This window comes from Uruburuella testudinis (genome assembly GCF_022870865.1).
Lineage (GTDB): Bacteria > Pseudomonadota > Gammaproteobacteria > Burkholderiales > Neisseriaceae > Neisseria > Neisseria testudinis.
The window spans coordinates 2,660,891-2,685,228 of the sequence record NZ_CP091508.1 but is presented as its reverse complement, the minus strand read 5'-3'; the positions used below and the strand labels follow the sequence as shown (position 1 = coordinate 2,685,228).

The following is a 24,338-nucleotide window of genomic DNA, read 5'->3' as shown; positions in this document are numbered from 1 at the left end:
TTTCCTTTGGCATGGGTAGAGTTTTTTTAAAACAGCTGTTTGAATCATAAATGCTGAAAACGGGCAGATTGCCGCAATGAAATCCTATCATTTAAGAGCGAATCATATGAAAATTCCAAAAATTAATATGCTATCAGGTTTTGTGAATCTCTAAGTAAATCAGAAACTTTGTCGGCGGGGCTTGGCAAACGGGCAAAAAGCGGGTACATTTCGACTACACCGGGTTACAAAGAATTACATACGTGGCCGGCCATCCAAAAATCAAGCGAGAACAAAGGAGTAGAACTTTATGTCTAATTATCAAGACGAGATTAAAGCCGCAAGTGAATTGAAACAGCAGGCCGGCAGCACTTGGCACGACATCACGCCGGAATATGTTGCCCGTATGCGCTTGCAAAACCGCTTCAAAACCGGCCTCGATATCGCCAAATACACTGCCGCCATCATGCGCAAAGATATGGCCGAATACGATGCCGATTCCGCAAAATACACCCAATCACTGGGCTGCTGGCATGGTTTTATCGGCCAGCAAAAGCTGATTTCGATTAAAAAACACCAAAAAACCACCGATAAGCGCTACCTGTATCTTTCAGGTTGGATGGTTGCCGGCCTGCGCTCGCAATTCGGGCCCTTGCCCGACCAATCGATGCACGAAAAAACCAGCGTGTCGGATTTGATTGAAGAACTCTACACCTTTTTGCGCCAAGCCGATGCGCGCGAATTAGACTTGCTGTTTACCGCGCTGGATGCCGCTAATGAAGCCGGCGACGAAGCCAAAGTCAAAGAAATCCAAAGCCAAATCGATAATTTCGAAACCCACGTGGTGCCGATTATTGCCGATATTGATGCCGGTTTCGGTAATGCGGAAGCTACTTACCTGCTGGCGAAAAAAATGATTGAAGCGGGTGCGTGCTGTATCCAAATCGAAAACCAAGTGTCTGATGAAAAACAATGCGGCCACCAAGACGGCAAAGTTACCGTGCCGCATGTGGATTTTCTGGCCAAAATCAACGCCGTGCGCTATGCATTCCTCGAATTGGGCGTGGATGACGGCGTAATCGTGGCGCGCACCGACTCTTTGGGCGCCGGTCTGACCAAGCAGATTGCCTACTCTACCGAGCCGGGCGATTTGGGCGACCAATACAATGCCTTCCTCGACGGCGAAGAAATCACCGACATCAGCCAAGTGAAACCGGGCGATGTGATTGTGAACACCAATGGCAAAACCATCAAACCGGTGCGTCTGCCGAGCAATCTGTTCCAGTTCAAGAAAGACACCGGCGTTGACCGCGTGGTGCTCGACTGCATCACCTCGCTGCAAAACGGCGCAGATTTGCTGTGGATTGAAACCGAAAAACCGCACGTCGGCCAGATTGCCGAAATGATTAACCGTGTGCGCGAAGTGATTCCGAATGCCAAGCTGGTGTACAACAACAGCCCGTCGTTCAACTGGACGCTCAACTTCCGCCAGCAAGTGTTTGATGCCTGGAGCGAAGCCGGTAAAGACGTATCCGCTTATGACCGTGCCAAGCTGATGAGCGTGGATTACGACAACAGTGATTTGGCCAAAGAGGCCGATGAGAAAATCCGCACCTTCCAGGCCGATGCCTCACGCGAAGCCGGTATTTTCCACCACCTCATCACCCTGCCGACTTACCACACCGCGGCCTTGTCTACCGACACGCTGGCCAAAGGCTACTTTGCCGACCAAGGCATGCTGGCTTACGTGAAAAACGTGCAGCGTGAAGAAATCCGCAACGGCATCGCTTGCGTGAAACACCAAAACATGGCCGGTTCGGATATTGGCGACAACCACAAAGAATACTTTGCCGGTGAAGCCGCGCTCAAAGCGAGCGGTAAAGACAATACTATGAACCAGTTCAACCATTAACCCGACACGGTTTCAGACGGCCGCAACGCTTCCGCCTTCATAATAAGGCCGTCTGAAACCTTACCGCCTTTATCTGCATGGAGTTGAGCCGTGTGGATAAAGACAGGCGCAAGCCTGTATTGTTTGTGAAGCGTAAATCTCTGATTTGAGGTATTTAGGGCAATCCTTCGGGGTTGCCCCTTTTTTTGCGCCCGCTGCGTATGCCGTTCACAAAAGAAATTCCGTTCACAAAAGTAATCTAACCGCGTTGACTCGCCTGTGCCCAAAGAGCAGGTTTCGCTAAGGCGCTGAAGCACCAAGCTAACCGGCTTCGTATTAGGGTATCCTGACCATTTGATTTATAGGTGTATTTTGCCCCTGAAAACGTATCTGCTGCGTTAAAAAACCTCGCAAGCTGCCCAATCTTGCTGCATTTTTTGCCTGGCATCTGTACTTTTAGCACATCAAATCTGAATCATTCTGAATGGTCAGGACCCTAGCTTTGCTGTCTTCGACCCGCCGCCTGGTTAGCTGACTTTTGTGAATAGGCATTATTCTGCAAACAAGCAAGGCGGTTATTTTTATGGAAAATGACTTCTCTCGATAACGGTAAGATCGAATGTTTTCTGACTTCCACCCGTTTGAATTTTGTTGAGATTGAAAAGATTTGTTCGATTTCGTTTGGCATAATTAAAGCCCCTACAACTTTAAGTTAAAGAGGCTATCAGCCTTACGATGGGATGCGAGCTACTGATTGGCTCAAGATACCGTGAGAAATGCCCCTTGTTTAGGGCTTGAATATATAAGGCCGTCTGAAAGAAAATGTTTTCAGACGGCCTTTGCATGCGCAGGGTTTGGTGAGTAGAACCCATGCGATACACCCCCTGTAGTCACTGTATTTTTGCCCGATGGGGGTGCAAATACAGTGACTACGTTTGCTTTGTGGCCGAGTGTAATCAGTTAAAGGCCGTCTGAAAATTTGTGTTTCAGACGGCCTTTATTGGCTGTATGGCTAGGGTGTCCGAACAATTCGATTTACGGGTGCTTTTTGCCCCTGAAAACGCATCTGCTGCGTTAAAAAGCCTCGCAAGATGTCCAATCTTGCTGCGTTTTTTGCCTGGCATCTGCATTTTCAGGGGCAAAAATCTCCTCATAAACAAATTGTCCGGACACCCTAGGATACCCTAGAGAATCGGATGGCCGGAACACCTTAGCCGGTCAGTTGTTTGGTAATCAGTTTTTTCAGCGGCGGCAGGTTGTTGCTCACGCGCAGCACCACGTTGCGCAGCAGTTTGGCGGGCGGGGTTTCGTCGGTGAAGAGTTTGAGCAACATATTGGTGCCGTGGTAGAGCGGTTTGGCATGCAGCATGTGTTTGGTGTCGTATTGCGACAGCAGGCTTTGTGCGCCGATGTCTTTGCCGTTGCGTTCGGCTTCCAGCACCAGTTTGGCCAGAATATCGGCGCTGGCGAGGCCGAGGTTGAAGCCGTGGGCGGTCACCGGGTGCATGCCCACGGCAGCATCGCCGACCAGTGCGCAGCGGGTGCCGTAGAAGCGCGCGGCAATCATGCCCACCAGCGGATAGGCGTGGATGCTGCTGACGAGTTCCATTTCGCCGAGGCGGCCTTCAAGCTGCTGCTGCACGCTGGCGGCCAGTGCTTCGGGGCTCATGGCTTCGATTTCGGCGGCTTTGTCGCTGTCGACGGTGATTACAGTGTTGGTGAGATGTTCTTCCAGTGGCAAGAGGGCGATGGTGCGGCCATAGTGGAAGCATTCGTAGGCAGTGTGCCGGTTGGAGAGGGTGTGCTTCATGCGGCAGACAAACATGGTGCGGCTGTAATCGTGCATGTCGCAGGCAATGCCGAGTTGGCGGCGGGTTTGCGAGAAACGGCTGTCGGCGGCAATCAGCAGGCGGGCGTTGAGGGTGTTGCCGTTGTCTAGGGTTACGCAGGCTTGTTGCAGATCGGTTTGTGCGGCGGCCACTCCGGTGTCGCACAGCAGGGTAACATTATCCAATTCGGCCACAGCTTCATAGGCGGCTTTGCGGATGTTGTGGTTAGACACCAAAAATCCGAGGCAGTCGGCCGGGCCGCCCAGCGCTTGGGTGGGCGGCGGAAAGTGCAGCTGGTAAGACGATTGGCCGTTGAGCACTTTGGCATCGCGAAGGGGGTAGATTTCATCGGCGGGAATGCGCTGCCATATACCCAGCCGCTGCATGGTTTCGCGCGAAACGTGGGTCAGCGCGATTTCGCGGCCGTCGTAGGGCGGGTTTTGCAGAGTGGCGAGCGGGTGCTTTTCGATAAGGGTCACGGAAAGGCCACTGCCGGCCAATTCGGCGGCAAAGCTCAGCCCGGCGGGGCCGGCGCCGACGATGATGATATCGCTGTGTAGATTCATAAACCGTCTTTCGGAATTTGGTGCATCAAATGGCTATCAGCATAAACGAAACATGCTGATGATGTGCAACTTTATTTCATGGGTTTAATGTAAGTCAAATCCTAGGGTATCCTGACCATTCGATTTATGGGTGCTTTTTGCCCCTGCAAACGCAGCAGATGTGCTTTGGGCGCAAAAAAGATGATGACTTATGAATAGTCAGTTTGATAGGCTATTATTCCAAATCATTTTAGCCATCTGAAAAATGTCGGGTTCAAGCAGCCGGCCTATAGGGTATCGCGTGGGTTCTGCTCACGAAAACTCGGCGCATGCAAAGGCCGTCTGAAAGAAAATGCTTTCAGACGGCCTGACAATACTATTTTCAGGCGCCGCCCCAAACTTCTTCGGCGATGTCGCGGATAAAGGCCAGTTTCTGCCATTGTTCTTCTTCGCTCAGCACATTGCCCTCTTCGGTGGATGCAAAGCCGCATTGCGGGCTGAGGCAGAGTTGGTTGATGTCGACATATTGCGTGGCTTCTTGAATGCGCGCGATGATTTCGTTTTTATCTTCCAATTCGCCTGATTTGGAGGTAACCAGACCCAATACCACTTGCTGGTCTTTAATAAAGCGCAGCGGTTTGAAGTCGCCGGCGCGGTCGCTGTCGTATTCGAGGTAAAAACCGTCGACATGGCAGCCGCCGAACAGGATTTCGGCAACAGGCTCGTAGCCGCCGCTGGAAAACCAGGTAGAGCGGAAGTTGCCGCGGCAGATGTGCATGGTGATGGCCATGTCGGCGGGGGCGGCGGCACGGATGTCGTTGAGCATTTTCACATAATCGCGGGCGGTTTGGTCGACATCAATGCCTTGCGAGGCATAGAGGGCGCGTTTTTCTTCGGAGCAGAATTCGCCCCAAGAGGTGTCGTCCAGTTGCAGGTTGCGGCAGCCCAAATCATAGAATGCTTTGACCGCTTGAATATAGGCAGCGGTGATGTCGGCCAGCAATACGTCGTTTTGGCCGGTATAACGCTCGATTAACTGCGGATTGGGGGTGCGCACGCAGGTAATCAGGTGCAGCATGCTGGGCGAGGGAATGGTGAATTTCACCGGATAGCCGTCGGCTTCGGCGTGCAGGGCGCGGTAGTGTTCGAGGAAGGGGTGCACGCTCGGCCATTCGATTTTATCGATGATTTTGAGGGTAACCGGGCGGTGCATGTGGGCTTTAAACTGGGTGGAATAGGTTTCGGTGTCTTCCAGCTCTACGCCGATAAGCTCAAACAAAAAGTCGAGATGCCACCACGTGCGGCGGAATTCGCCGTCGGTTACCGCGGGCAGGCCGACTTGTTTTTGGTTGTCGATCAATTTGCGGATTTCAGCGTTTTCCACGCTGTGCAGCTCGTCAGCGCTGCATTCGCCGCAGGCGCATTGGCGGCGGGCTTGCTTGAGCGTTTGGGGGCGCAGGAAGCTGCCGACAATGTCAAAGCGGTAGGGCGCGCGGGTGCGTGGTCGGGCATGGGGGAACAGCTGGCTCATGGCGTTATCCTTATCATGATTTGCGGGTTTTGTTGTCGGCGCAAGTATAGCAGATATCGTTGTCTAACTTAATTCTTCTGCGGTGTTGCGCTGCTTGTGTGTAAAGCAGGTTTGGCCTGCTAAGATTTTGAAATATTAAGATAATCGGAATGGTTGTGATCTGAAAAAAGGCCGTCTGAAAGCGTTCAGACGGCCTCGTTTGCTTGTCGGAGCAGTATTGGGGCATCCTAATCATTCGATTTGCGGGTGTATTTTGCTCCTGAAAACACATCTGCTGCGTTTTTTGCCTTGCATCTGCATTTCTACAGGCAAAAATCCCCTCATAAGCGAATGGGCAGGACACCTTAACCGGTATTGCGCAAACCTTGTGCCACGCCGTTAATGGTGAGGTGCACCATTTGCAGCAGATGCGGGTTTTCCGGATCTTTGCGCAAGGCCTTGAGCAGCGCCACTTGCAGGCTGCCCAGCGCGTTGAGGTAGGGAATGCGCAAAGCCAGCGAGCGGGCGAGGGTGCGGTTGTTGCTGAGCAATTCTTCGGTTTGCAGAATATTGAGCAGGGCGCTGCGGCTTTTCAGGTATTCTGCTTTTATCATGTTGAAAATCTCAGCGGCTTGTTCGGGCGATTCGCTCAGGCCGGCATAGTGTTCGGCCAGGGTGAGGTCGGTTTTCGCCATTACCTGCTCCATATTCGACAGCATGGCTTGGAAGAAGGGGTTATTTTGCGCATGAGTCTGTAAGGCTTTCAGACGGCCTTTGTCATCGGCGCACAAGGTTTCTACCGCACTGCCGAAACCATACCAGGCCGGCAGCATCAGCCGGTTTTGCATCCAGGAAAATACCCACGGAATGGCGCGCAAATCTTGAATCCGCGCCAGCGTTTTGCGGCTGGCGGGGCGGCTGCCGAGGTTGAGGGTGGCGATTTCCTGAATCGGGCTGGTTTGCAGGAAATAGTCGATGAAATCGGGGTGGGTAATCAGCTTGCGGTAATGGGCAAACGCGCTGTCGGACAGCGCCTGCATCAGCGCGGGGTCGGGGTCTTGCTGTTCGGCCAGCAGGCTGGCTTCCAGCGTGGCCGCTACCAGTGTTTCCAGATTGCGGCGGGCGTTGCCGGCATCGGCATATTTGGCGGTAATCACTTCGCCTTGCTCGGTGATGCGGATCTGCCCGGCCACGCTGCCGGCGGGTTGGGCGATGATGGCCTGATAAGAGGGGCCGCCGCCGCGACCGACGCTGCCGCCGCGGCCGTGAAACAGACGCATGCGCACATTGTGGCGTTTGAACAGCGCCACCAGCCCCGATTCGGCCTGATACAGCCCCCATGAGCTGCTGACGTAGCCGCCGTCTTTGTTGGAATCGGAATAGCCGAGCATGATTTCCTGAATGTTGTCGCGGCCGGCGAGCAAGTCACGATACCAGGGCAGGGAAAACATGGTTTCCATCACCGGGCAGGCGTTTTCCAGCGCTTCGATGGTTTCAAACAGCGGCACAATGTTCAGGCGGCTTTTGGGCTTGCCGTTTTCCCAGACCAGCAGGCCGCTTTCTTTCAGCAGCAGCGCCAACGCCAACAGGTCGCTGGCATTTTCGGCATTGGAAATGATGCTTTGGCTGATGGCGTTTTCGCCCAATTCGTCTTTGATTTTGCGCGCTTCGTTGAATATGGCCAGCTCGTGTTCGGCGGCATCGCTGTAGTGGATATAGCGGTTGTAGAGCGGGCGCCGGTTTTGTAGTTCGCGCAGCAGGGCGGCCTGTTTTTGCGGTTCGGAAAGGGCGGAATAATCTTCGAGGCCGGCCTGTTGAAACAATTCGGCCACCACTTCGGCATGTTTGCCGCCGTGTTGGCGCAAATCGAGCGGCATCAGGAAAAAGCCGAACACCGATGCGGTGCGGATGATGTCGGCCAGGCGTGCTTGCGCCAGCGCCCCGCTGCCGTTGTCGCGCAGTGATTGCTGCATGGTTTTCAGATCGGCGATAAAGCTTTCGGCATCGGGATAAGGCTCAAGCAGGCCGAAGCGGCAGCCGAGCGTGAGGCCGATTTGGCGGCCTTTGCCGATCAGGCGTGCCATGATATAGGCGGTGGCGCGGCGGTAAGGCTCTTCTTCATGGGCGATTTCGGTGTCGGGAGACTGGGCGGCGAGGTGCAGCACATCTTCGTTCACGTTTACGCGGCGGATGGAAAGCGGCAAATCCTGATACAGCTCGCCCAATTGCTTGCGGTAATAGTGAAACACGGTGTCGGCATGGCGGGTAAACGCATGGCGCAGGGTTTCGGCAGAAACAAAAGGGTTGCCGTCGCGGTCGCCGCCGATCCAGCCGCCCACTTGCAGGATGTCGGGCACTTCGATATCCGGCCAGGCCGTCTGAAACTGGTGCTCGATGCTGCGGTAGAGTTTGGGCAGTGCTTGGAAAAAGCTGAGCGGGAAAATCGATACGCCGTTGTTGATTTCATCTTTCACGGTAATTTTAAAATGACGGGTTTCGCTGGTTTGCCACAGTGCCAGCAGCGTGGCTTCCACTTCGCGGCGCAATTCGGCCAGCGCTTCTTCTGTGGCGCAATGTTCTCGTTGCGGCAGCAGTGCGCGGATGCGGCGGTGGAAATTAAGCGTGGCCTGGCGCTGCACTTCGGTGGGGTGGGCGGTGAGCACGGCGGCGATGTGGGTGCGGTCGAGCTGTTGTTGTACTTCGTTTGTGCCGATGTTGCGTGCTTGCAGTTTGCGCACGGTTTCGGCGAGGCTGCCCGCAGCGGCGCTGTGGCCGGCATGTTCATGAATCTGACGGCGGCGCTCGTGGTGAATGTCTTCGGCGATGTTGAGCATTTGCGCAAACAGGCCGCAGGCGAGAATCAGGTTTTGAGTTTGCGTTTCATCCAGCTCGGGCAGCAGCGTTTCGATGATTTTGCTGCTGTCGGCCGAGGTGGGCAGTATCTTCACGGCGTTTAACACCGCTTCGCTGGTTTCTTTTTGTAGCAGGTTGAACAGCGCTTCGGTGAGAAATTCGGCATCGGCGGCCAAAGGCGCATCTTTGGGATTATTGAGGATATAAAGCTGCATGGCGTTCTCGTTTGCGGATTCGAAATGAAATTAAAGTACAACCGATTGTATAGCAAGCCTGAATGAGAAGCCATAAGTGATGACAATGTAGTTGTATGTAGCTTGATATAAATCTAGATTTTGATTTTATTTTGAATAATAAACAGCTGATTATGAAAAGATGAAACATTAGGGTGTTGTGTGTTTTTATGTAAAGCCAAAGGCCGTCTGAAATTTAGTTTCAGACGGCCTTTGGCTTTTAACGGCGTGATTACCCCATGCACAAAAGTAAGCAAACAAGGCGGCCAACGCGGTCAGCTTGTTTGTGTGCATGGGTTTACACGTGGTGCACCACCAGCTTTTTGCCTTCATAATCCAACACCGCCACATCCATGCCGAACAGGGTTTTGATGTTGGCGGGGGTAAACACTTCGTCGGGCGCGCCGGCAAAGCTGACCTCGCCGTTTTGCATGGCGATGATGTGATCGGCGTAGGCGGCGGCCTGGTTGATGTCGTGCAATACCACCACCGTGGTGCGCCGGTGTTCGTGGGTGAGGCGGCGCAACAGCTGCATCAGGTTGCGGGCGTAATACATGTCGAGATTATTCAGCGGCTCATCCAAGAGCACATAGTCGGTGCTTTGGCAAAACACCATCGCAATCATGGCGCGTTGGCGCTGGCCGCCGGAGAGCTCGGTGAGATAGCGTGCGGCAAATGATTCAAGCTGGAATTCATGCAGGGCGTTGGCCACGATTTCGTGATCGACGGCTTTTGGGCGGCCCTGATGGTAGGGGTAGCGGCCGAACATCAATAAATCGCGCACGGAAATGCGGCTTTGCAGGCCGTTTTCCTGTGTGAGTATCGACATGATGCGTGCCATTTCGGCGGTGGGTGTGTGGCGGATGTCGTGGCCGTTGTAGCAGATGCTGCCTTGCGAGAGCGGTTGCAGCCGCGCCATCAGCGAGAGCAGGGTAGATTTACCGGCGCCGTTGGGGCCGATCAGGGCGGTGATGCCGCCGGCCGGAATTTCGAGGTTGATGTTGTTTAAAATGGGATGGCCGCCGATTTGGTGGCTGACGTTTTCAATGGTAATCATGCTTGTTTTTTCCGCAGAATCAAATACAGGAACACTAAACCGCCGGCAAATTCGACCACCACGCTCAACACCGCCTGCATGCCCAATACATGCTCAAACAGGGTTTGGCCGCCCACCAGCAGCAGCGCGGCAATCAGAAACGACATCGGCAGGCGGATGCTGTGGTGCAGTGTGGCGGCGAAGTGGTTGGCCAGGGCGCAGACCAGCAGCCCGAAGAAGCTGACCGGGTAGCCGAACGGCCCCACCAGCGCGGTGGCGGTGGCCACGAGCACGGCAACCCAAACCAGAATCCACAAGATATTGCGTTGGTAGGGAATGCCCAGGTTGATGGTTTGATCGCGCCCGAGCATGTGCACATCGAGGCGGTGGCGTTCGCGCCAGATAAAAAACATACTGGCCAACACCACCATCAGCGAGGGCAGCAGCAGGTTTTGGTTGAATGAATTAAACGAAGCGTATGACACCGACTGCACCACCGCAAATTCTTCCGGGTCGATCAGCCGCTGCATCAGGCTGGTGATGCTGCGGAAGAAAATGCCGAAAATCACACCGATTAAAATCATGCGCGCCAAATCGCGGCCGCCCTCGCGCAGCAATACTTGAAACAGCAGCAGCGAGCCGCCGAGCATAATCAGCAATTCGGCGCCGAATTTCCAGTTGCTGTCGAGCTGCACATAGCCGATGCTGCCGAATATCAGCACCAGCAGCGTTTGCAGAAACACATACAGAGTGTCGAAACCCAACAGTGAAGGCGTGAGAATCGGATTGTTGGTCAGGGTTTGGAACAGCAGCGTCGAAATGCCGATGGCGTAGGCCACCAGCAGAATCGCCAGCAGCTTGGTGGCGCGCAGGGGCAGCACAAAACCCCAGTTGCCGTGGGCGTTCAGAGTCATAAACAGCGTGCAGGCGGCGATGAGCAGCAGCGCGGCCAGCAGCAGGTTGCGTTTTTCAGACGGCATGGGCGTTTTTCCTCATCAATAACCATAAAAACAGCACCGTGCCGACCACGCCGAAAACAGTGGCCACCGGAATTTCAAACGGAAAGCGGATAACGCGGCCGATAATGTCGCACAACAGCACCAGCGCCGCTCCGAGCAAGGCCACCGCCGGCAGGCTTTGGCGCAGCTTGTCGCCCATCAGGCGGCTGGCGATATTGGGCACCACCAGGCCGATAAACGGAATGCCGCCCACCGTTACCACCACCAGCGAAGTAATCAGCGCCACAATCAGCAGCCCGGCCCACAAAATCGTTTTGCGGTTCAAGCCCAGATTCACGCTCACCGTTTCACCGAGGCCGAGAATGGTAAGCTGGTCGGCGATAAAATAAGCCGCCAGCGCCAGCGCGCCGGCCAGCCACAATAATTCATAACGCCCCAGCAACACCCCCGAAAAATCACCTTGCTGCCAGATGCCCAGCAATTGCAGCGTTTCGGTTTCATAAGCGATAAACGTGGTGGCCGATTCGATAATGCTGCCGAAAATAATCCCCACCAGCGGCACCATCAGCTGCGCCGTGGGCGGCAGGCGGCGGATAAGCAGCATAAACAGCAGCATGCCCAACAGCGCCGCCGCCGCCGCCGCCGACATTTTCAACATCAGCGTCGCAGCGGGGAACAGCAGCGTCATCACCAGCAGCCCCAGCGCCGCGCTTTGGGTAGCGCCCACCATAGAAGGCTCGATAAAGCGGTTTTTCATCAAAATCTGCAAAATCATACCGGCCACCGCCAGCGAAGCACCGGTAAGCACAATCGCAAACGTGCGCGGCAGGCGGCTGATGAGCAAGAGCTGCCATTGGTCGGACATATTCAGAAGATTCTGCCAACTGAAATCGGCCACCCCCACCGACAGGCTGACGACAAACAGCAGCATCAGCGCAGCAAGGCTGCCTAAGTTGAGCATACGGGCTTTATGTTGCATAAACATTCGTTTCTTCGGTTTTTTATTTTCGGTGTTTCAGACGGCCTGATGGGTTGTGTTGTCTTTTGCATGGGCAAGCAAACCTTGCGGTTTGCTGCCCTCTCCCTAGCCCTCTCCCACGGGAGAGGGAATGCGGTGGCAGGCCGTCTGAAAAGGTTGTGCGGCTTCAACCATTTTCGTTTGCTTATCTCAAGTAAGCTGTAGTGGTTTAAATACCATCTGCGAAGCTTTCAGATTTCAGTAACCCGTTCCCTCTCCCGTGGGAGAGGGCTAGGGAGAGGGCGGCAAGCCGCAAGGTTTGCTTGTTGCCTGACATGTTATTTCAATGAATCAGGCCATCTGAAAAGGTTGTGCGGCTTTCAGGTGGTGTTTCAGCGCATGGGTTTTATTGGTTTGCGCTGATGCCGGCTCAATCTCCAACTATTCTGGCGCCTCTCTGTCTGCACAGGCTCATTATGAGTATTCGGGTTGGCGCGGGTAAGCAAACCTACGGTTTGCAGCCCTCTCCCTAACCCTCTCCCACGGGAGAGGGGATGCGGTGGCTGGTCGTCTGAAAAGGTTGTGCAGCTTCAACCATTTTCGTTCGTTTATCTCAAGTAAACTGTAGTGGTTTAAATACCATCTGCGAAGCTTTCAGATTTCGGTAACCCATTCCCTCTCCCACGGGAGAGGGAATGCGGTGGCTGGCCGTCTGAAAAGGTTGTGCAGCTTCAACCATTTTCGTTTGTTTATCTCAAGTAAGCTACAGTGGTTTAAATACCATCTGCGAAGCTTTCAGATTTCAGTAACCCGTTCCCTCTCCCGTGGGAGAGGGCTAGGGAGAGGGCAGCAAGCCGCAAGGTTTGCCTGTTTCCTGACATATTATTTCAATGAATCAGGCCGTCTGAAAGCGACAACACACAGAAGCCCGTGTGCGGGCGTTCTGTGTATTGCGGCTCCAGCTGTTATTTCGCCGCTTCAAATGCTTCGCGTACTTGCGCGGTGGCATTGAGCAGTTGTTGCGCACCGCCGGCGGCCAGATAGTTTTCGGGAATCAGATACACCACTTGGCCTTTTTTCCACGCTGTGGTTTCGGCAATCAGCGGATTGTTCAACACATCTTTGGCCGATTCGCCCTCCTGGCCGATGGCTGCGCCGCGGTCGAGCACAAACAGCCAGTCGGGGTTGCGTTGTTTGATGTATTCAAACGAAGCGGGTTGGCCGTGCGAACCTTCTTTGATATCGGGGTCAACCGTGGGCACGCCCACTTCTTTGTGAATCCAGCCGAAGCGCGAATCGGGGCCGAAGGCGGAAACTTTGCCGCCGTTGACGATAATCACCAAACCGTTGCCTTTGCCTGCGGCCGCGGTTTTGGCGGCGGTAAAGGCATCATCGATTTCTTTTTTCAGCGCGGCCGCTTCGGTTTCTTTGCCGAAAATTTTGGCAAACGCATCAATGCGTGCTTCGGTGCTGGCACGCATATTGGTGGTATCGGCCGTCATTTCGATGGTGGGCGCGAGTTTGCCGAGCTGGTCGAACGCCGGTGCGGTGCGCGAGCCGGTAACGATTAATTGCGGCTGAAAGGCGTTGAGCGCTTCATAGTTCGGCTCAAACAAGGTGCCGACATGAGCGGCTTTTGCGGCCACGTCTTTGAGGTAGTCCAAACGCACTACATCGGTGGTGGCGCCCACGGGCACGCCCAGCTTGGTGAGCGTGTCGAGCATGCCCCAGTCGTATACAGCCACACGTTCGGGCTTGGCCGGCACAGTGGCTTCACCGCGTGCGGTTTCGATGGCGACATTGCCGGCAGCGGCTTGGGTGTCGGAAGCACTTACCGCGGCGGATACGGCCGATGCGGCGGCTTCAGAAGTGTGGTTTTGTTGCGAACAGGCGCTCAGGGCGGCGGCGCAGCACAGCGCCAAGGCGGTCAAACGTAAAGTCATGCAGTTGCTCCAAAAAGATGAGAGTGATGAGGGTTTCTGAACATGTGATTGCCGGATATTTGCCCTGAAAACGCAGCTGCCTTTTCAAGAGCAAAAATCTCTTTAATAAACGAATGGTCAGAACACCCTAGGCCGTCTGAAACTTCAGCAAACAAGGCTTCAGACGGCCTGAGTTATGTAGTGATAATAGTTATCTTTCATTTTGACACAAAACCGCTATAAATGCCAGTAAATATCATACGGTCACGGTGTTTGAACAATCAGCGGGTGGGGCGGCGCGGCGGTTAGGCTGTTTTTGAGCGCTTGTGCAAGATTGCCGCATTTTTTTCAGACGGCCTGCAGCTGTTGCAAAATGTCTGCATGGCATTGTATGGCGATGAGCACTGTTGCTGTGGTTTGGAATGCGTGATGCGTTTTTTGTGCCGGCGTATCCGGCAGAAGTTTTGCAACAGCTGCAGGCCGTCTGAAAAGCAGGCGTTTGTGTATGGCTGCGGCGCTTATAGAAGCGGCAAGTAAATAACTGATTTTTTTAAATCAATCTAATTGTTTTAAAAAGAAATTAACAAAATATTTTTAGAATTAAAATTGCCGAATCTATAGGATACCTTAGGGTTTCCTGACCATTCGATTGATGGGTGCTTTTGGCTCCTGAAAACGCATCTGCTGCGTTAAAAAGCCTCGCAAGATATCCAATCTTGCTGCCTTTTTTGCCTGGCATCTGCATGTTCAGGAACAAAAATCCCCTTATAAACGAATTGTCAAAATACCCTAGGCATCGCTGTCCATAAAATCATGCCGTTGCCGGTGGTATTGCTCTTCATCTTCACCGCGCCGCCAAAACGGCACGGCGTAGCATTGGCCGGCGGGGAGCTGCCATTTCACCCGCGCAATCGGGCGCAGCGCGGCCACCATTTCGGCTTCGCCGGCAAACCACACGCGGGCATCGCTGCCGCAGGGCTGCCAGGCTTCGGCGCTGCGCACCAGCTTGCCCATCGGGTCGGCATCGGCATCGGTAAACAGTTTGATTTCCACGCCGGCGGGTTTGGGCAAGCTTGCGGGCAGGTCGGCGCTTTCGGGCAGCCACAGCAACACGCAGCCTTGTGTGTCGGCGGCCATGTCGGCCAGCATGGCGGTGATGGCGGGCAGGGCGCTCAAGTCTCCCGCCAATAGGCAGCAGGGTGCGGCTTCGAGCAGGCCGCGCTTGCCGGCGGGCGGTGATACGCCGATGGTTTGACCGCTTTGCACCTGTTCGGCAAACGCCGATGCGGGGCCGTTGTCGCCGTGCAACACAAAATCAATCGCCAGCGTGCAGGCTTCGCGGTCGTAAGCGCTCAAGGTGTAGGAGCGTTTGTAGGGCGCGCTGGCTTTGTTTGGCCAGCGCGGGCCGTGCGGGGTGATTTCCGGCATTACCGGCTCGCTTTGGCCGGGTTGCGGCAGAAAAATCTTGATGTGGGCGCCGTTGCATTCAAACGGATAATCGGCCAGCTCGGGGCTGTGAAAAACAATACGGCGCAGGTTGGGGCTGAGATCGTGCCAGCTTTGCACCCGAATCAGGCGCGCGCGTTTGGGTGGGGACGGGGTCATAGGGGCTCCAGCGTGGGCGGTGCCCACAGATAAGTGGTGGTGGGGCGGCATGCAGCCGGGCTGTTGATACGGCTTGTGCCGGTTTTGTGGGCGGTGTTGCATGGGCTGATGTTTCGGCAGAGAGTTGCCAAGACCTCTGTTGTGTTGAAAAAAAACAACAGCAGCGGCAAACGCTCGGGCAGCCCGGTTGCGGATTCAGCCTACTGCGGTTTAGCTTCGGCGGCAAGTGTTAAGGCCGTCTGAAACGAAGCGGCCAGCAGGCTGCCGTGGCTGTGCTGCGGGTGATTCTGATAATGCACGGTCAGGCCGGGTTGTTGCGCCAGTTGGGCGGCCAGCGTTTTTGCAGCATCGGGCGGCACGGCAGCTATGGCACGGTCGCGGGCGGCGATGCGCTGCTGTTGTTGCGGGTTGCGTGCGGTTTTGGCTTCTTTCAAACCGCTTTGGTGCAGCCATAATTGTGTGTGCGGCGGAAAGCTGAGAGGCCGTCTGAACGCTTGCTCGGCTTGTTTTAAAAACAGGCCGCGCTGCCACCATAAAGAAGGGTCGGCGGCGATGTATTGCGTAAACGCATCGGGCTGCTGCAACAGCGTGTAGAGCACAAACAGGCCGCCGTAGGAATGCCCCCACAGCGTTTGCCGCTGCGGGTTAAGCGGCGCCAGGTCGGCAACGGCGGGGCGGATTTGTGTGTGGATAAGCTGTAAAAATGCGGCGGCACCGCCGTTGCGGCGTGCGGGGTCGAAATCATCGGTGAGCGGCTGTCCGCCGGTATCGGGCGGGGTGTAGTCGTAGGCGCGGGCGGCACCGTCAAAACGCAAATCGTTGGCATAGCCGATTAACACCAACACCGGCGGCGATTCGGCAGCCAAGCGGCGCAGGCGGGCGGCATCGAGCAATTCGGGCAGGGCGTTGCCGTCGAGCGCAAACAAGGCGGGGAAGCCGCCGGCGGGCGGTGCGGCAGCAGGAATGCCCACATACACACGATGTGGCGGCATGCGGTTGGCGGCGGGAAAATCCAGCGTTGTAAAGTGGTAGCCGCTATCGGGCGCGGCAAACACTGAAAAATCGGCTTTGCGGCTCATGTCGGGCGGCGTGGCGCTGTGGCTGTGGGCAGCCAGCAGCAGGGCGGTCATGCAAACAATGATTCTCAGCATAGATTAAGGCCGTCTGAAAGGCGGTTGCGGGGTTTATACCGATTCACAAAAGTCAGCTAATAAGGCAGGGCGGAGCCAAGACAACTGCTCCGCTTTGAGCCGATGCCGGTTATTTTGATGAATGGGTAAGTTTATTGAAGCTGCGCCTGTCGGCCGTTTGCGGCTTCGACAGGCTCCGCTATCTGTTTTAATGTTCGGTTGCCGGGCAGACGGTTGGTATCCGGCCTGCTTTTTCAGACGGCCGATGCTGTGTTTCAGGGTTCAGCGCACCGCCGTTTTATTCGGCAAGCAGCCGCCCGGGCGGTTCAACCTTATTTTACAACCCGCGCATCGGCGCCGAAACCGCGGGCGGCATCGGGTTTGGCCACTTCAAATTCGCGGAAGGTGCTGTTTACGGTGACGTTCAGCGGTTTGCCGTCTACTTGTGCGGCGGCATGCAGTTTTACCCCGCCGCCGCTGCGCTCGCCGCCGGCAAAGTCGGGCAGTTGCAATTCAGTCAGTTGCAGGGTGGGGCGGCTGATTTTGGCTTCTTTGGTTACCAATTGTTTGCCGCGCGGGCGGATTTTGTCTTCGGCTTTAAAGGTATCGGGCACGGCGGCATCGCTGATTAAGGCCAGCCCCAGCAGTTTGGCGTTGGCCAAATCGGCCTGGCCGTTGCTGACGGGGATGCCGATGAGCAGTTTCACGCCGCGGTGGATGGCGCGGTTGTTGCTCCAGCCTTGGCCTTCGCGTGCCGGGCGGGCGTCGGCGGCGAGCGAGTAGCTGCGGCTCATAATCTGGATTTTATAGCCGGGCGTTTTGGTTTTGCCCAAGCCGTCGTTAATATCGGCCACCAGTTCGGGCGCATTGCCTTGGGCATTGCCGAGCAGGCGGGCGGAGGTGTCGGCTACTTTGAGGGTTTGCCCGGCATAGCTGATGTCTTGCTGATGGGCGAAGCCTGCGGCCATGGCGGGCGCAGAGAAGCCGAGGGCGGCGGTGATGAGCAGTGCGGCGGTTGTTTTCATGGGGTTTCCTTTATCGGGGTTGGGGGGATGGTTTCAGATGGCGTTGGAAGAAATCCACCACTTGGGCAACATAAGGTTCGGTGTCAAACACAGGGTCGCCGTGGCGCGCGCCTTCGACAATGATGATTTCGTTGGCAATGCCGGATTGATTCAGCCGCTGTTGCAAAACCCGGCTTTGATCAACGGGCGCTTGGCGGTCATCGGTGCCGTGCAGCAGGATAACGGGCGGCGTGTGCGGGCCGACATAAGAAACGGGCGAGGCGGCACGGGCGGTTTGCGGCAAAGCGGCGGGTGTGCCGCCCAATAGGCGGGATTCGGGCGATGCGGCGGTGCTGTTTTTCTGCTCGCCCATCAGCGGCAGGTCATAAATACCGAAAAAACCAACGGCGGCGCGAATGTGGAAAGGCGCTTGGCTGCTGCTGATAAAATCTGCCGGTAATTGTGCGTTGGCGGTGGCGGCGAGCAAGGCCAAATGCGCGCCGGCAGAGCGGCCGGCTATGGCGATGTTGTCGCGGTCAAAGCCGTATTGGCCGGCATGCGCCCATAAATAGGCGAGGGCATCGTTGAGGTCTTGAATCGGTGCGGGAAACGCGGCTTGACCGCTGAGGCGGTAGGAAACCGAGGCCAGCGCGTAGCCTTCGCTGAGTAAGGCGGCAGCCAGGCGGCTGTTGCGGGGTGGAAAATCGGCTTTGTCGCCGCGCATCCATGCGCCGCCGTGCACCCACACAATCAGCGGGGTGGGCTTATCGGCTTGTGCGGGCAGATAAAGGTCGAGCTTTAAATCGGTGCCGTTTACGTTTTTGTAGATGATGTCTTTGAATACGCGGGTTTGCTCGGGTAGGGGGATTGGGGGTGTGGTCATGGCGCGGGTGCGTTTTGAGGGTGTGTTGGCGGGTGCCGGGATTGCGGTCGGCGCGGCGCAGGCTGCGGTCAGCAGGGCGCAGAGCGCGAGGGCGGATAAGCGTGTTTGCATCGGCAATAAACCTGTTGAAGTAATGGGTTGGCGTGCAGTTAGAATAAAAGGCCGTCTGAAATATTTTGATGATATTTTCAGACGGCCTCAAGGCTTAAAAACCGACTTTCAGGCTGCCGTAAAAGGCGCGGCCGTGTTGGTTGAAAGTTTGCGCGCCGTCGGCGGTGCGGTAGATTTTCTTGTCGAAAATATTGCTCACGCCCAAGCGGCCGTTTACGTGTTTGTTGAATTTGTAGCCCGCGTTGATGCCCCACAAGCCGTAGCTGCCCACTTCGTTGCTGCTCAGGCCGTTGGTGTTTTCGGTGCGGTTAATCACTACGGTGCGCGGTTTGATGCGGCCGTATTGGGTGAAGGTGAGGTTGGCATCAAGTTTTTCGGTGGGTGTCCACGCCAGCATGCTGTTGAGGGTAAACTTGGGTGTCAGCGACAGCGGGTTGCCTTGGTAGTCTTCCGATTTTTGCATATAGGTGAAGTTGTTGCTCCATTTCAGCTTGTCGTGCAGCGGCACCACCAGGTTGCCCTCAATGCCTGCAATGGTGGCTTTGGGAGTGTTGCTCCATTGATAAAGGGCGTTGCCGAGATCGCTTTGGGCAATCAACACGTCGCCGATGACGATTTTGTTGCGGTAGTTGTTATGGAAATAAGTGGCGGAAGCCTGCCAGCCGTTTTTATTGAATTCGGCGCCGATTTCTTTGTTCCAACTGGTTTCCGGTTTCAGGTCGGCATTGCCCATGTAGTAGCAGCGTCCTTCAGTGCCGATGGGGCAGCCGTTGCCGCGGGTGTAGAGAATGAAGTTGGGGTCGGTTTGGTAGAGGTTGGGCGCTTTGTAGGCACGGGCGATGCCGCCTTTTACCAGCCAGTGTTCGCCGAGCTGTTGCGAGAAATTGAGGCCGCCGCTCACATTGCCGCCGGATTTGCTGTGGTGGTCGAAGCGCAGGCTGGGAATCAGATGGGTGCGCGGGGTGATGCTGATGTTGTCTTCGGCATATACCGCCCATTCGCGTTGTGAGGCATCGCTGCCGCGGGTGGCGGAAATGCCGTTGAACACGTCGGTGTTGCCTTGGTCGGTAAAGCCCTGACGGTTGGATGAGGCATCTTTCAGACGGCTGTCGGTGAATTCGGCACCCACGGTCAATACGTGCGGCACGCCCCAGTCAAACGGAATATAGGCTTCGCTGCTCAGGCGCAGGTTTTTCAAATCGCTGTCGGTAAAGGTGTCGCCGTTGTAGCTGCCTTCCGGGCCGCCGGCCAGCGCTTCGGGCAGGCGGCTGTTGGTGGTGCGGTCGTAGCTGATCCAAGATTTGGTGTCGCCCCAATCCCAGCCGCCGGTGTGGGTCAGCGCGAAGTTGCTGCGGTAGAGGCGGGCGGTTTCGCTGCCTTTGAGGCGTTCGATTAAGGCGGCATTCGAGGGGTGGGTGAAGCTGTTTTGGGTGTCGCCGTTATAGATATTGCCTTGGCGGCTGAAGCCGGCATCGAAGGTGAGGCTTTGCGAGGGGCTGAGTTTCCAGTGCAGACGGCCGGCAATATCTTTGTTGCGCACACCTTCTACACCCGCGGCGTTGGCATTGCCGGCGGCGGCATTGATATCGGGCGAATCGGCATCGGTTTTGTTCAAGCTGCCGTAGAGGCGGAACGAGAGCACATCTTTTACAATCGGGCCGCTCACGTTGAAGCCCACGCGGTTGGTGGCGCCTTCATCGCTATCTTGCGGCTGGTTGGTGTAGTAATTGACCGAGCCTTCAAATTCATTGGTGATTTTTTTAGTAACGATGTTTACTACCCCCCCCATGGCGCCGGAGCCGTAGCGGGCGGCCGCCGGGCCGCGAATCACTTCAATCGATTCAATCGCTTCCACCGGCACCCAGTTGCTGTCGCCACGGGTGTTGCGCTCGCCGCGCATGCTGATGCGCTCGGAATTGCGCGAGGTAACAGGGCGGCCGTCTACCAGAATCAGCGTGTTTTCCGGGCCCATGCCGCGCAAATCAATCTGGCGTTTGTTGCCGCGCTGGCCGGTGGCGGTGTTGCCGGTAAGGTTGACGCCGGGCATGGTGCGCACGATATCGGAAATATCGTTAACCGCAGGCTGCTTTTCCAAATCTTCAGCGCTGATTTTCGACACCCCCAGCGATTGCTGCAACTGGCGCTCAGCGGTGACATAAACGGTGTCCAGCTCGGCAGTGTTGTCGGCGGCATAGGTAAAGCCGCTGAGCAGGCTGAATGAGAGCAGGGAAAGGCGGAACAGGGGCGGGGTGTGTGCAGACATGGCAACTCCGGGTGGGTGTGGGTTTGTAAAGATTCTGTTTTTACAGTTAAGATTGGCTAATAATATATTAAACAAAAATTGTTATCAATAGTTAATTTGAAATGTATATCGATATTGATTTGATGTTGTGAAAAAGGCCGTCTGAAAATAGAAAAAACCGTCTGAAAGAAAATGTTCAGACGGCCTGTGGTTTAAAAAACAGACGATGCATCAGGACACCCTAGGGTGTCCTGACCATTCGATTTATGGGTGTATTTTGCCCCTGAAAACGCATCTGCTGCGTTAAAAAGCCTCGCAAGATGTCCAATCTTGCTGCGTTTTTTGCCTGGCATCTGCATTTCCAGGAACAAAAATCCCCTTATAAACGAATGGTCAGAATACCCTAGCTGTTTATGTGTTTCGCCAGCAGCCGGTAAAGTGTGCCGGTGCTGAGCAAAACGCAGACCATGCGGCATACGTGGAATACGGTGACCAGCGGCACGCCGAGCTGTAACGCTTTGGCGGTGATGGTCATCTCGGCGATACCGCCGGGCGACATGCCCAGTAAAACGGTCGGGTAATGCAGGCCGGAGGCGTGGCTCACACACCAGGCTGCCAGCGTGGTCAGCAGCAGCCCGATCAGGGTAACCAGCGCTACGGCGGTTAAAAAGCGCGGCGCACGGCGGAAAAAGCCGGGGGTGAATTTGCAACCGAGCGACCAGCCGATAAACAGTTGTCCCAGATATTGCAACGGGGTGGGGATGGCCGATAAATGGATATTTTGTGCGGTGAGGATGATGGCGGCCAGCAAGGGGCCGAACACCCACGGGTTAATCCAGCCCAACTGTTTGAATGCCCAGCCGAATAAGGCGGTCCAGCCGATGAGTGCCAAAAAACCGCCGTAATCGATGTGTGGATTTTTGCCGAATGCGGCGCCGTCGTCCAAGCCGTGAATGCCGGCAAACTGATAGGCAAACGGGATAATCAGCACCACCAATAAAACGCGCAGGCTGTGTGCAGACACCACTTTATCAACCTGCGCCTGATGGTGTGCCGCCAGATTGGCCATTTCACTGGCGCCGCCGATGGCCGAGGCAAACCAGGCGGTTTTGAAATCAACGCCGCCGAAGCGGCAGTAGGCAGCGGCACCGCAACCGCCGAGCAGAACGGCAAATACCACTGCGGCACTAATCGCGGGAATATTGGCCGCTACCACGCCGAGCATGGCGGGGGTGAAATATAATCCCAGCGAAGTGCCGATACACCATTGGCCGGCATTACGGAATATAGGGTGGCTGTCGACCGGCCAGCCGCGTGATGAACATGCAGCGGTAAGCAGCAGCGGCCCCAACAGCCAGGGCAGCGGCAGGTGCAGCCACAGCGCCAGTTGTGCGCCGGCCAGGGCGGTGAGAAAGCCGGAAATCAGGCGGCGGGATGTATGCATGTCGGGTTGTCGTCGGAAAAGGTGGATGGTTGTTAACACTATATCAAGGCCGTCTGAATGTTCAGACGGCCTTGAATGTCAGTATGAAACTATCATCATTCGACCGGCTATGCCATAGCCGATATGGCCATCTGTAGCAAGCTGTTCTCAAGAAAACAGCCGCACCGGGCAGCTGTTTTGCGGTTTCAGACGGCCGTTTTTTTCTTGCGGCGCAGCAGGCGGATAACCGGCAGCAGCACCATCAGCCCGCTCAACACCCATAAAGAGACAACAATCGGGCCGTGGAACAAAATACCCAAATCGCCTTGAGAAATCGACAGCGCGCGGCGCAGGCTGGATTCCATCAATTCGCCTAAAACATAGCCCAAAATCAGCGCCGAGAGCGGAAAATTCAATTTGCGCAGCATATAGCCGAACACGCCCAAGCCGACCATCAGAATCAGATCGAAGGTGGTGCTGTGGATGGCATACACGCCGACAAAACTCACGGTGGCAATGGCCGGAATCAGAATATAGTTGGGCACGTTGAGCAGCTTGGCAAAAAAGCCGACCAGCGGAATATTCAGCGCCAGCAAAATCACATTGCCGATAAACAGCGAAGCAATCAAGCCCCATACAATGTCGGGCTGCTCGCTGAAAAGCTGCGGGCCGGGGGTGATGTTGTAGAGCGTGAGCGCACCCAGCATCACCGCGGTGGTGCCGGAGCCGGGCACACCCAATGTGAGCATGGGAATAAACGAGCCGCAGGCCGAGGCATTGTTGGCGGCTTCGGGCGCGGCAATACCGCGCAAATCGCCTTTGCCGAAGTTGCCGTTTTCACCGGCAATTTTGCGTTCGGTGGTATAGGTCATGGCGCTGGCAATGGTGGCGCCGGCGCCGGGCAGAATACCGACGATAAAGCCGGTGATGCCGGAGCGGACAATAGCGCCGAAGCTGAACAGAAATTCTTTCAGGTTAAACAGGCTGCGTTGGCCTTGTGAGAGAATTTTTTGGCCGGCGGCGGTGTGCTCCAGCATGATTAGGATTTCGCTGATGCTGAAAAAGCCGATAACAATGGTTGTAAACTGGATGCCGTCGCTTAAATTAACCGAATCAAACGTGAAGCGGTATACGCCGGTCACCGAATCCATGCCTACTGTGGCCAGACCCAAGCCGATCAGTGCCGCCACCATGGTTTTTACCGGCTGGTCGCTCACCAGGCCGCTCAAACAGGTGATGGCAAACACCATCAACACGAAATATTCCGCCGGGCCGAAAGCAATCGCCCAATCGGCCAGCAGCGGGGCAAACAGCACCACGCCGAGGGTGGCGATTATGCTGCCGATAAACGAGCTGGCCGCCGACAACGATAAGGCAATCCCGGCCTTACCTTGTTTGGCCAGCGGATAGCCGTCGAGTGTCGACATAATCGCCGCCGCATCGCCGGGCACGTTAATCAGAATTGCCGAAATGCGGCCGCCGTATTCGCAGCCCAAATATACCGCCGCCAGCAGAATCAGCGCACTTTCGGGCGGCAACCCGAGCGCAAAGGCAAACGGCAGCAATAAGGCAACGCCGTTAATCGGCCCCAAACCGGGCAACAGGCCGACGATGGTGCCGATAAAGGCGCCAATCAGCGCAATCAATAAGTTTTTCGGCAGCAGGGCAACCTGGAAGCCGTCCATCAGGTATTGCAAAGTATCCATGATTTATCCTTCCGTTCAGCCGAAAAAGCCCAAAGGCAGCGGCACATCCAGCAGCACATCAAACAGTGTATACAACAGAGCGCCCAGGCAGATGCCCGAAATGATGCAGGCACGGGTGCTGCCGCCGAAAAGTTTGCCGATGCAAAATGCCATCAGCGCGGTGGCGGCCGGAAAACCGATCAGCTCGAACAACAGCGCATAAGCCAGCAGACACAAAATACACAGGCCGATGTTTTTCAAGATGGCGGGGGTGTAGCCGAGATTGAGGGCGCCGGTGAGTGTGCTCGGGCGCAAAACCAGATAAATACAGGCCAGCGCCAACAGTGATAAAACCAGCATCGGATAAGGGCGCGGGCCGATGGGGTCGTAGGCAATGGGTGCGGTATAGCCCCAGGCCAGCGTGAGCAGGCCGATGGCGGCCAGCGCCAACAGGCCGCTGAACCAGCGTTCGATGTTCATGAGAAAGCTCCTTGTTTGTGTGGGGCGGCGGTATTTCGCTGGCAACGCTAAACATCTGCC

At 55.6% G+C, this 24,338-nt stretch carries 16 protein-coding genes; 1 reads left to right on the top strand and 15 read right to left on the bottom strand.

From position 1 onward, the window contains the following. Window positions 1–289: 289 nt before the first annotated feature. The gene (locus LVJ83_RS12335) at window positions 290–1,891 is read left to right on the top strand and encodes an isocitrate lyase (RefSeq protein ID WP_244784963.1); all 1,602 of its coding nucleotides are present in this window, start codon (window positions 290–292) and stop codon (window positions 1,889–1,891) included. Window positions 1,892–3,080: 1,189 nt separating this feature from the next. Here LVJ83_RS12335 and ubiM read toward each other — a convergent pair. From ubiM to LVJ83_RS12260, 15 genes are all read right to left on the bottom strand, one after another. Continuing rightward, complete coding sequence (gene ubiM, locus LVJ83_RS12330) at window positions 3,081–4,265, bottom strand: 5-demethoxyubiquinol-8 5-hydroxylase UbiM (protein ID WP_244784962.1); 1,185 nt, start codon at window positions 4,263–4,265, stop codon at window positions 3,081–3,083. A 361-nt stretch (window positions 4,266–4,626) separates the two neighbouring features. Next, window positions 4,627–5,775 (bottom strand): 5-methyltetrahydropteroyltriglutamate--homocysteine S-methyltransferase, encoded by a 1,149-nt coding sequence (locus LVJ83_RS12325; RefSeq protein ID WP_244784961.1) that lies wholly within the window; start codon window positions 5,773–5,775, stop codon window positions 4,627–4,629. 344 nt (window positions 5,776–6,119) lie between these two features. Then, the gene (ppc, locus tag LVJ83_RS12320) at window positions 6,120–8,822 is read right to left on the bottom strand and encodes a phosphoenolpyruvate carboxylase (RefSeq protein ID WP_244784960.1); all 2,703 of its coding nucleotides are present in this window, start codon (window positions 8,820–8,822) and stop codon (window positions 6,120–6,122) included. 316 nt (window positions 8,823–9,138) lie between these two features. Continuing rightward, window positions 9,139–9,897, bottom strand: coding sequence for an iron ABC transporter ATP-binding protein (locus LVJ83_RS12315; RefSeq protein WP_244784959.1), 759 nt, complete (start codon window positions 9,895–9,897; stop codon window positions 9,139–9,141). Further along, a complete protein-coding gene (locus tag LVJ83_RS12310) occupies window positions 9,894–10,856 on the bottom strand; it encodes an iron chelate uptake ABC transporter family permease subunit (protein ID WP_244784958.1) in 963 nt (320 codons plus the stop codon). The genes LVJ83_RS12315 and LVJ83_RS12310 overlap by 4 nt, the downstream gene beginning before the upstream one ends. Then, window positions 10,846–11,814, bottom strand: coding sequence for an ABC transporter permease (locus LVJ83_RS12305; protein WP_244784957.1), 969 nt, complete (start codon window positions 11,812–11,814; stop codon window positions 10,846–10,848). Before LVJ83_RS12305 ends, LVJ83_RS12310 begins: the two co-directional genes overlap by 11 nt. Before the next feature lie 944 nt (window positions 11,815–12,758). Beyond that, window positions 12,759–13,736 carry a siderophore ABC transporter substrate-binding protein gene (locus LVJ83_RS12300; protein ID WP_244784956.1) on the bottom strand — a complete coding sequence of 326 codons (978 nt, stop codon included), beginning with the start codon at window positions 13,734–13,736 and terminating at the stop codon, window positions 12,759–12,761. Between the two features lie 768 nt (window positions 13,737–14,504). Continuing rightward, window positions 14,505–15,320 (bottom strand): siderophore-interacting protein, encoded by an 816-nt coding sequence (locus tag LVJ83_RS12295; RefSeq protein WP_244784955.1) that lies wholly within the window; start codon window positions 15,318–15,320, stop codon window positions 14,505–14,507. A 200-nt stretch (window positions 15,321–15,520) separates the two neighbouring features. After that, window positions 15,521–16,471 carry an alpha/beta hydrolase gene (locus LVJ83_RS12290; RefSeq protein WP_244784954.1) on the bottom strand — a complete coding sequence of 317 codons (951 nt, stop codon included), beginning with the start codon at window positions 16,469–16,471 and terminating at the stop codon, window positions 15,521–15,523. Between the two features lie 311 nt (window positions 16,472–16,782). Then, on the bottom strand, window positions 16,783–17,475 hold the full coding sequence (locus tag LVJ83_RS12285) for a hypothetical protein (protein WP_244784953.1): 693 nt from the start codon (window positions 17,473–17,475) through the stop codon (window positions 16,783–16,785). Between the two features lie 10 nt (window positions 17,476–17,485). Further along, complete coding sequence (locus LVJ83_RS12280) at window positions 17,486–18,448, bottom strand: alpha/beta hydrolase (protein ID WP_244784952.1); 963 nt, start codon at window positions 18,446–18,448, stop codon at window positions 17,486–17,488. A gap of 94 nt (window positions 18,449–18,542) precedes the next feature. Beyond that, entirely contained in the window at window positions 18,543–20,711 is a 2,169-nt protein-coding gene (locus tag LVJ83_RS12275) for a FepA family TonB-dependent siderophore receptor (protein ID WP_244784951.1), read from the bottom strand. Window positions 20,712–21,093: 382 nt separating this feature from the next. Next, window positions 21,094–22,134, bottom strand: coding sequence for an AbrB family transcriptional regulator (locus tag LVJ83_RS12270; RefSeq protein ID WP_244784950.1), 1,041 nt, complete (start codon window positions 22,132–22,134; stop codon window positions 21,094–21,096). Window positions 22,135–22,319: 185 nt separating this feature from the next. Further along, the gene (locus LVJ83_RS12265; RefSeq protein WP_244784949.1) at window positions 22,320–23,819 is read right to left on the bottom strand and encodes a tripartite tricarboxylate transporter permease; all 1,500 of its coding nucleotides are present in this window, start codon (window positions 23,817–23,819) and stop codon (window positions 22,320–22,322) included. 15 nt (window positions 23,820–23,834) lie between these two features. Further along, a complete protein-coding gene (locus LVJ83_RS12260; RefSeq protein ID WP_244784948.1) occupies window positions 23,835–24,278 on the bottom strand; it encodes a tripartite tricarboxylate transporter TctB family protein in 444 nt (147 codons plus the stop codon). Between the last annotated feature and the right edge of the window lie 60 nt (window positions 24,279–24,338).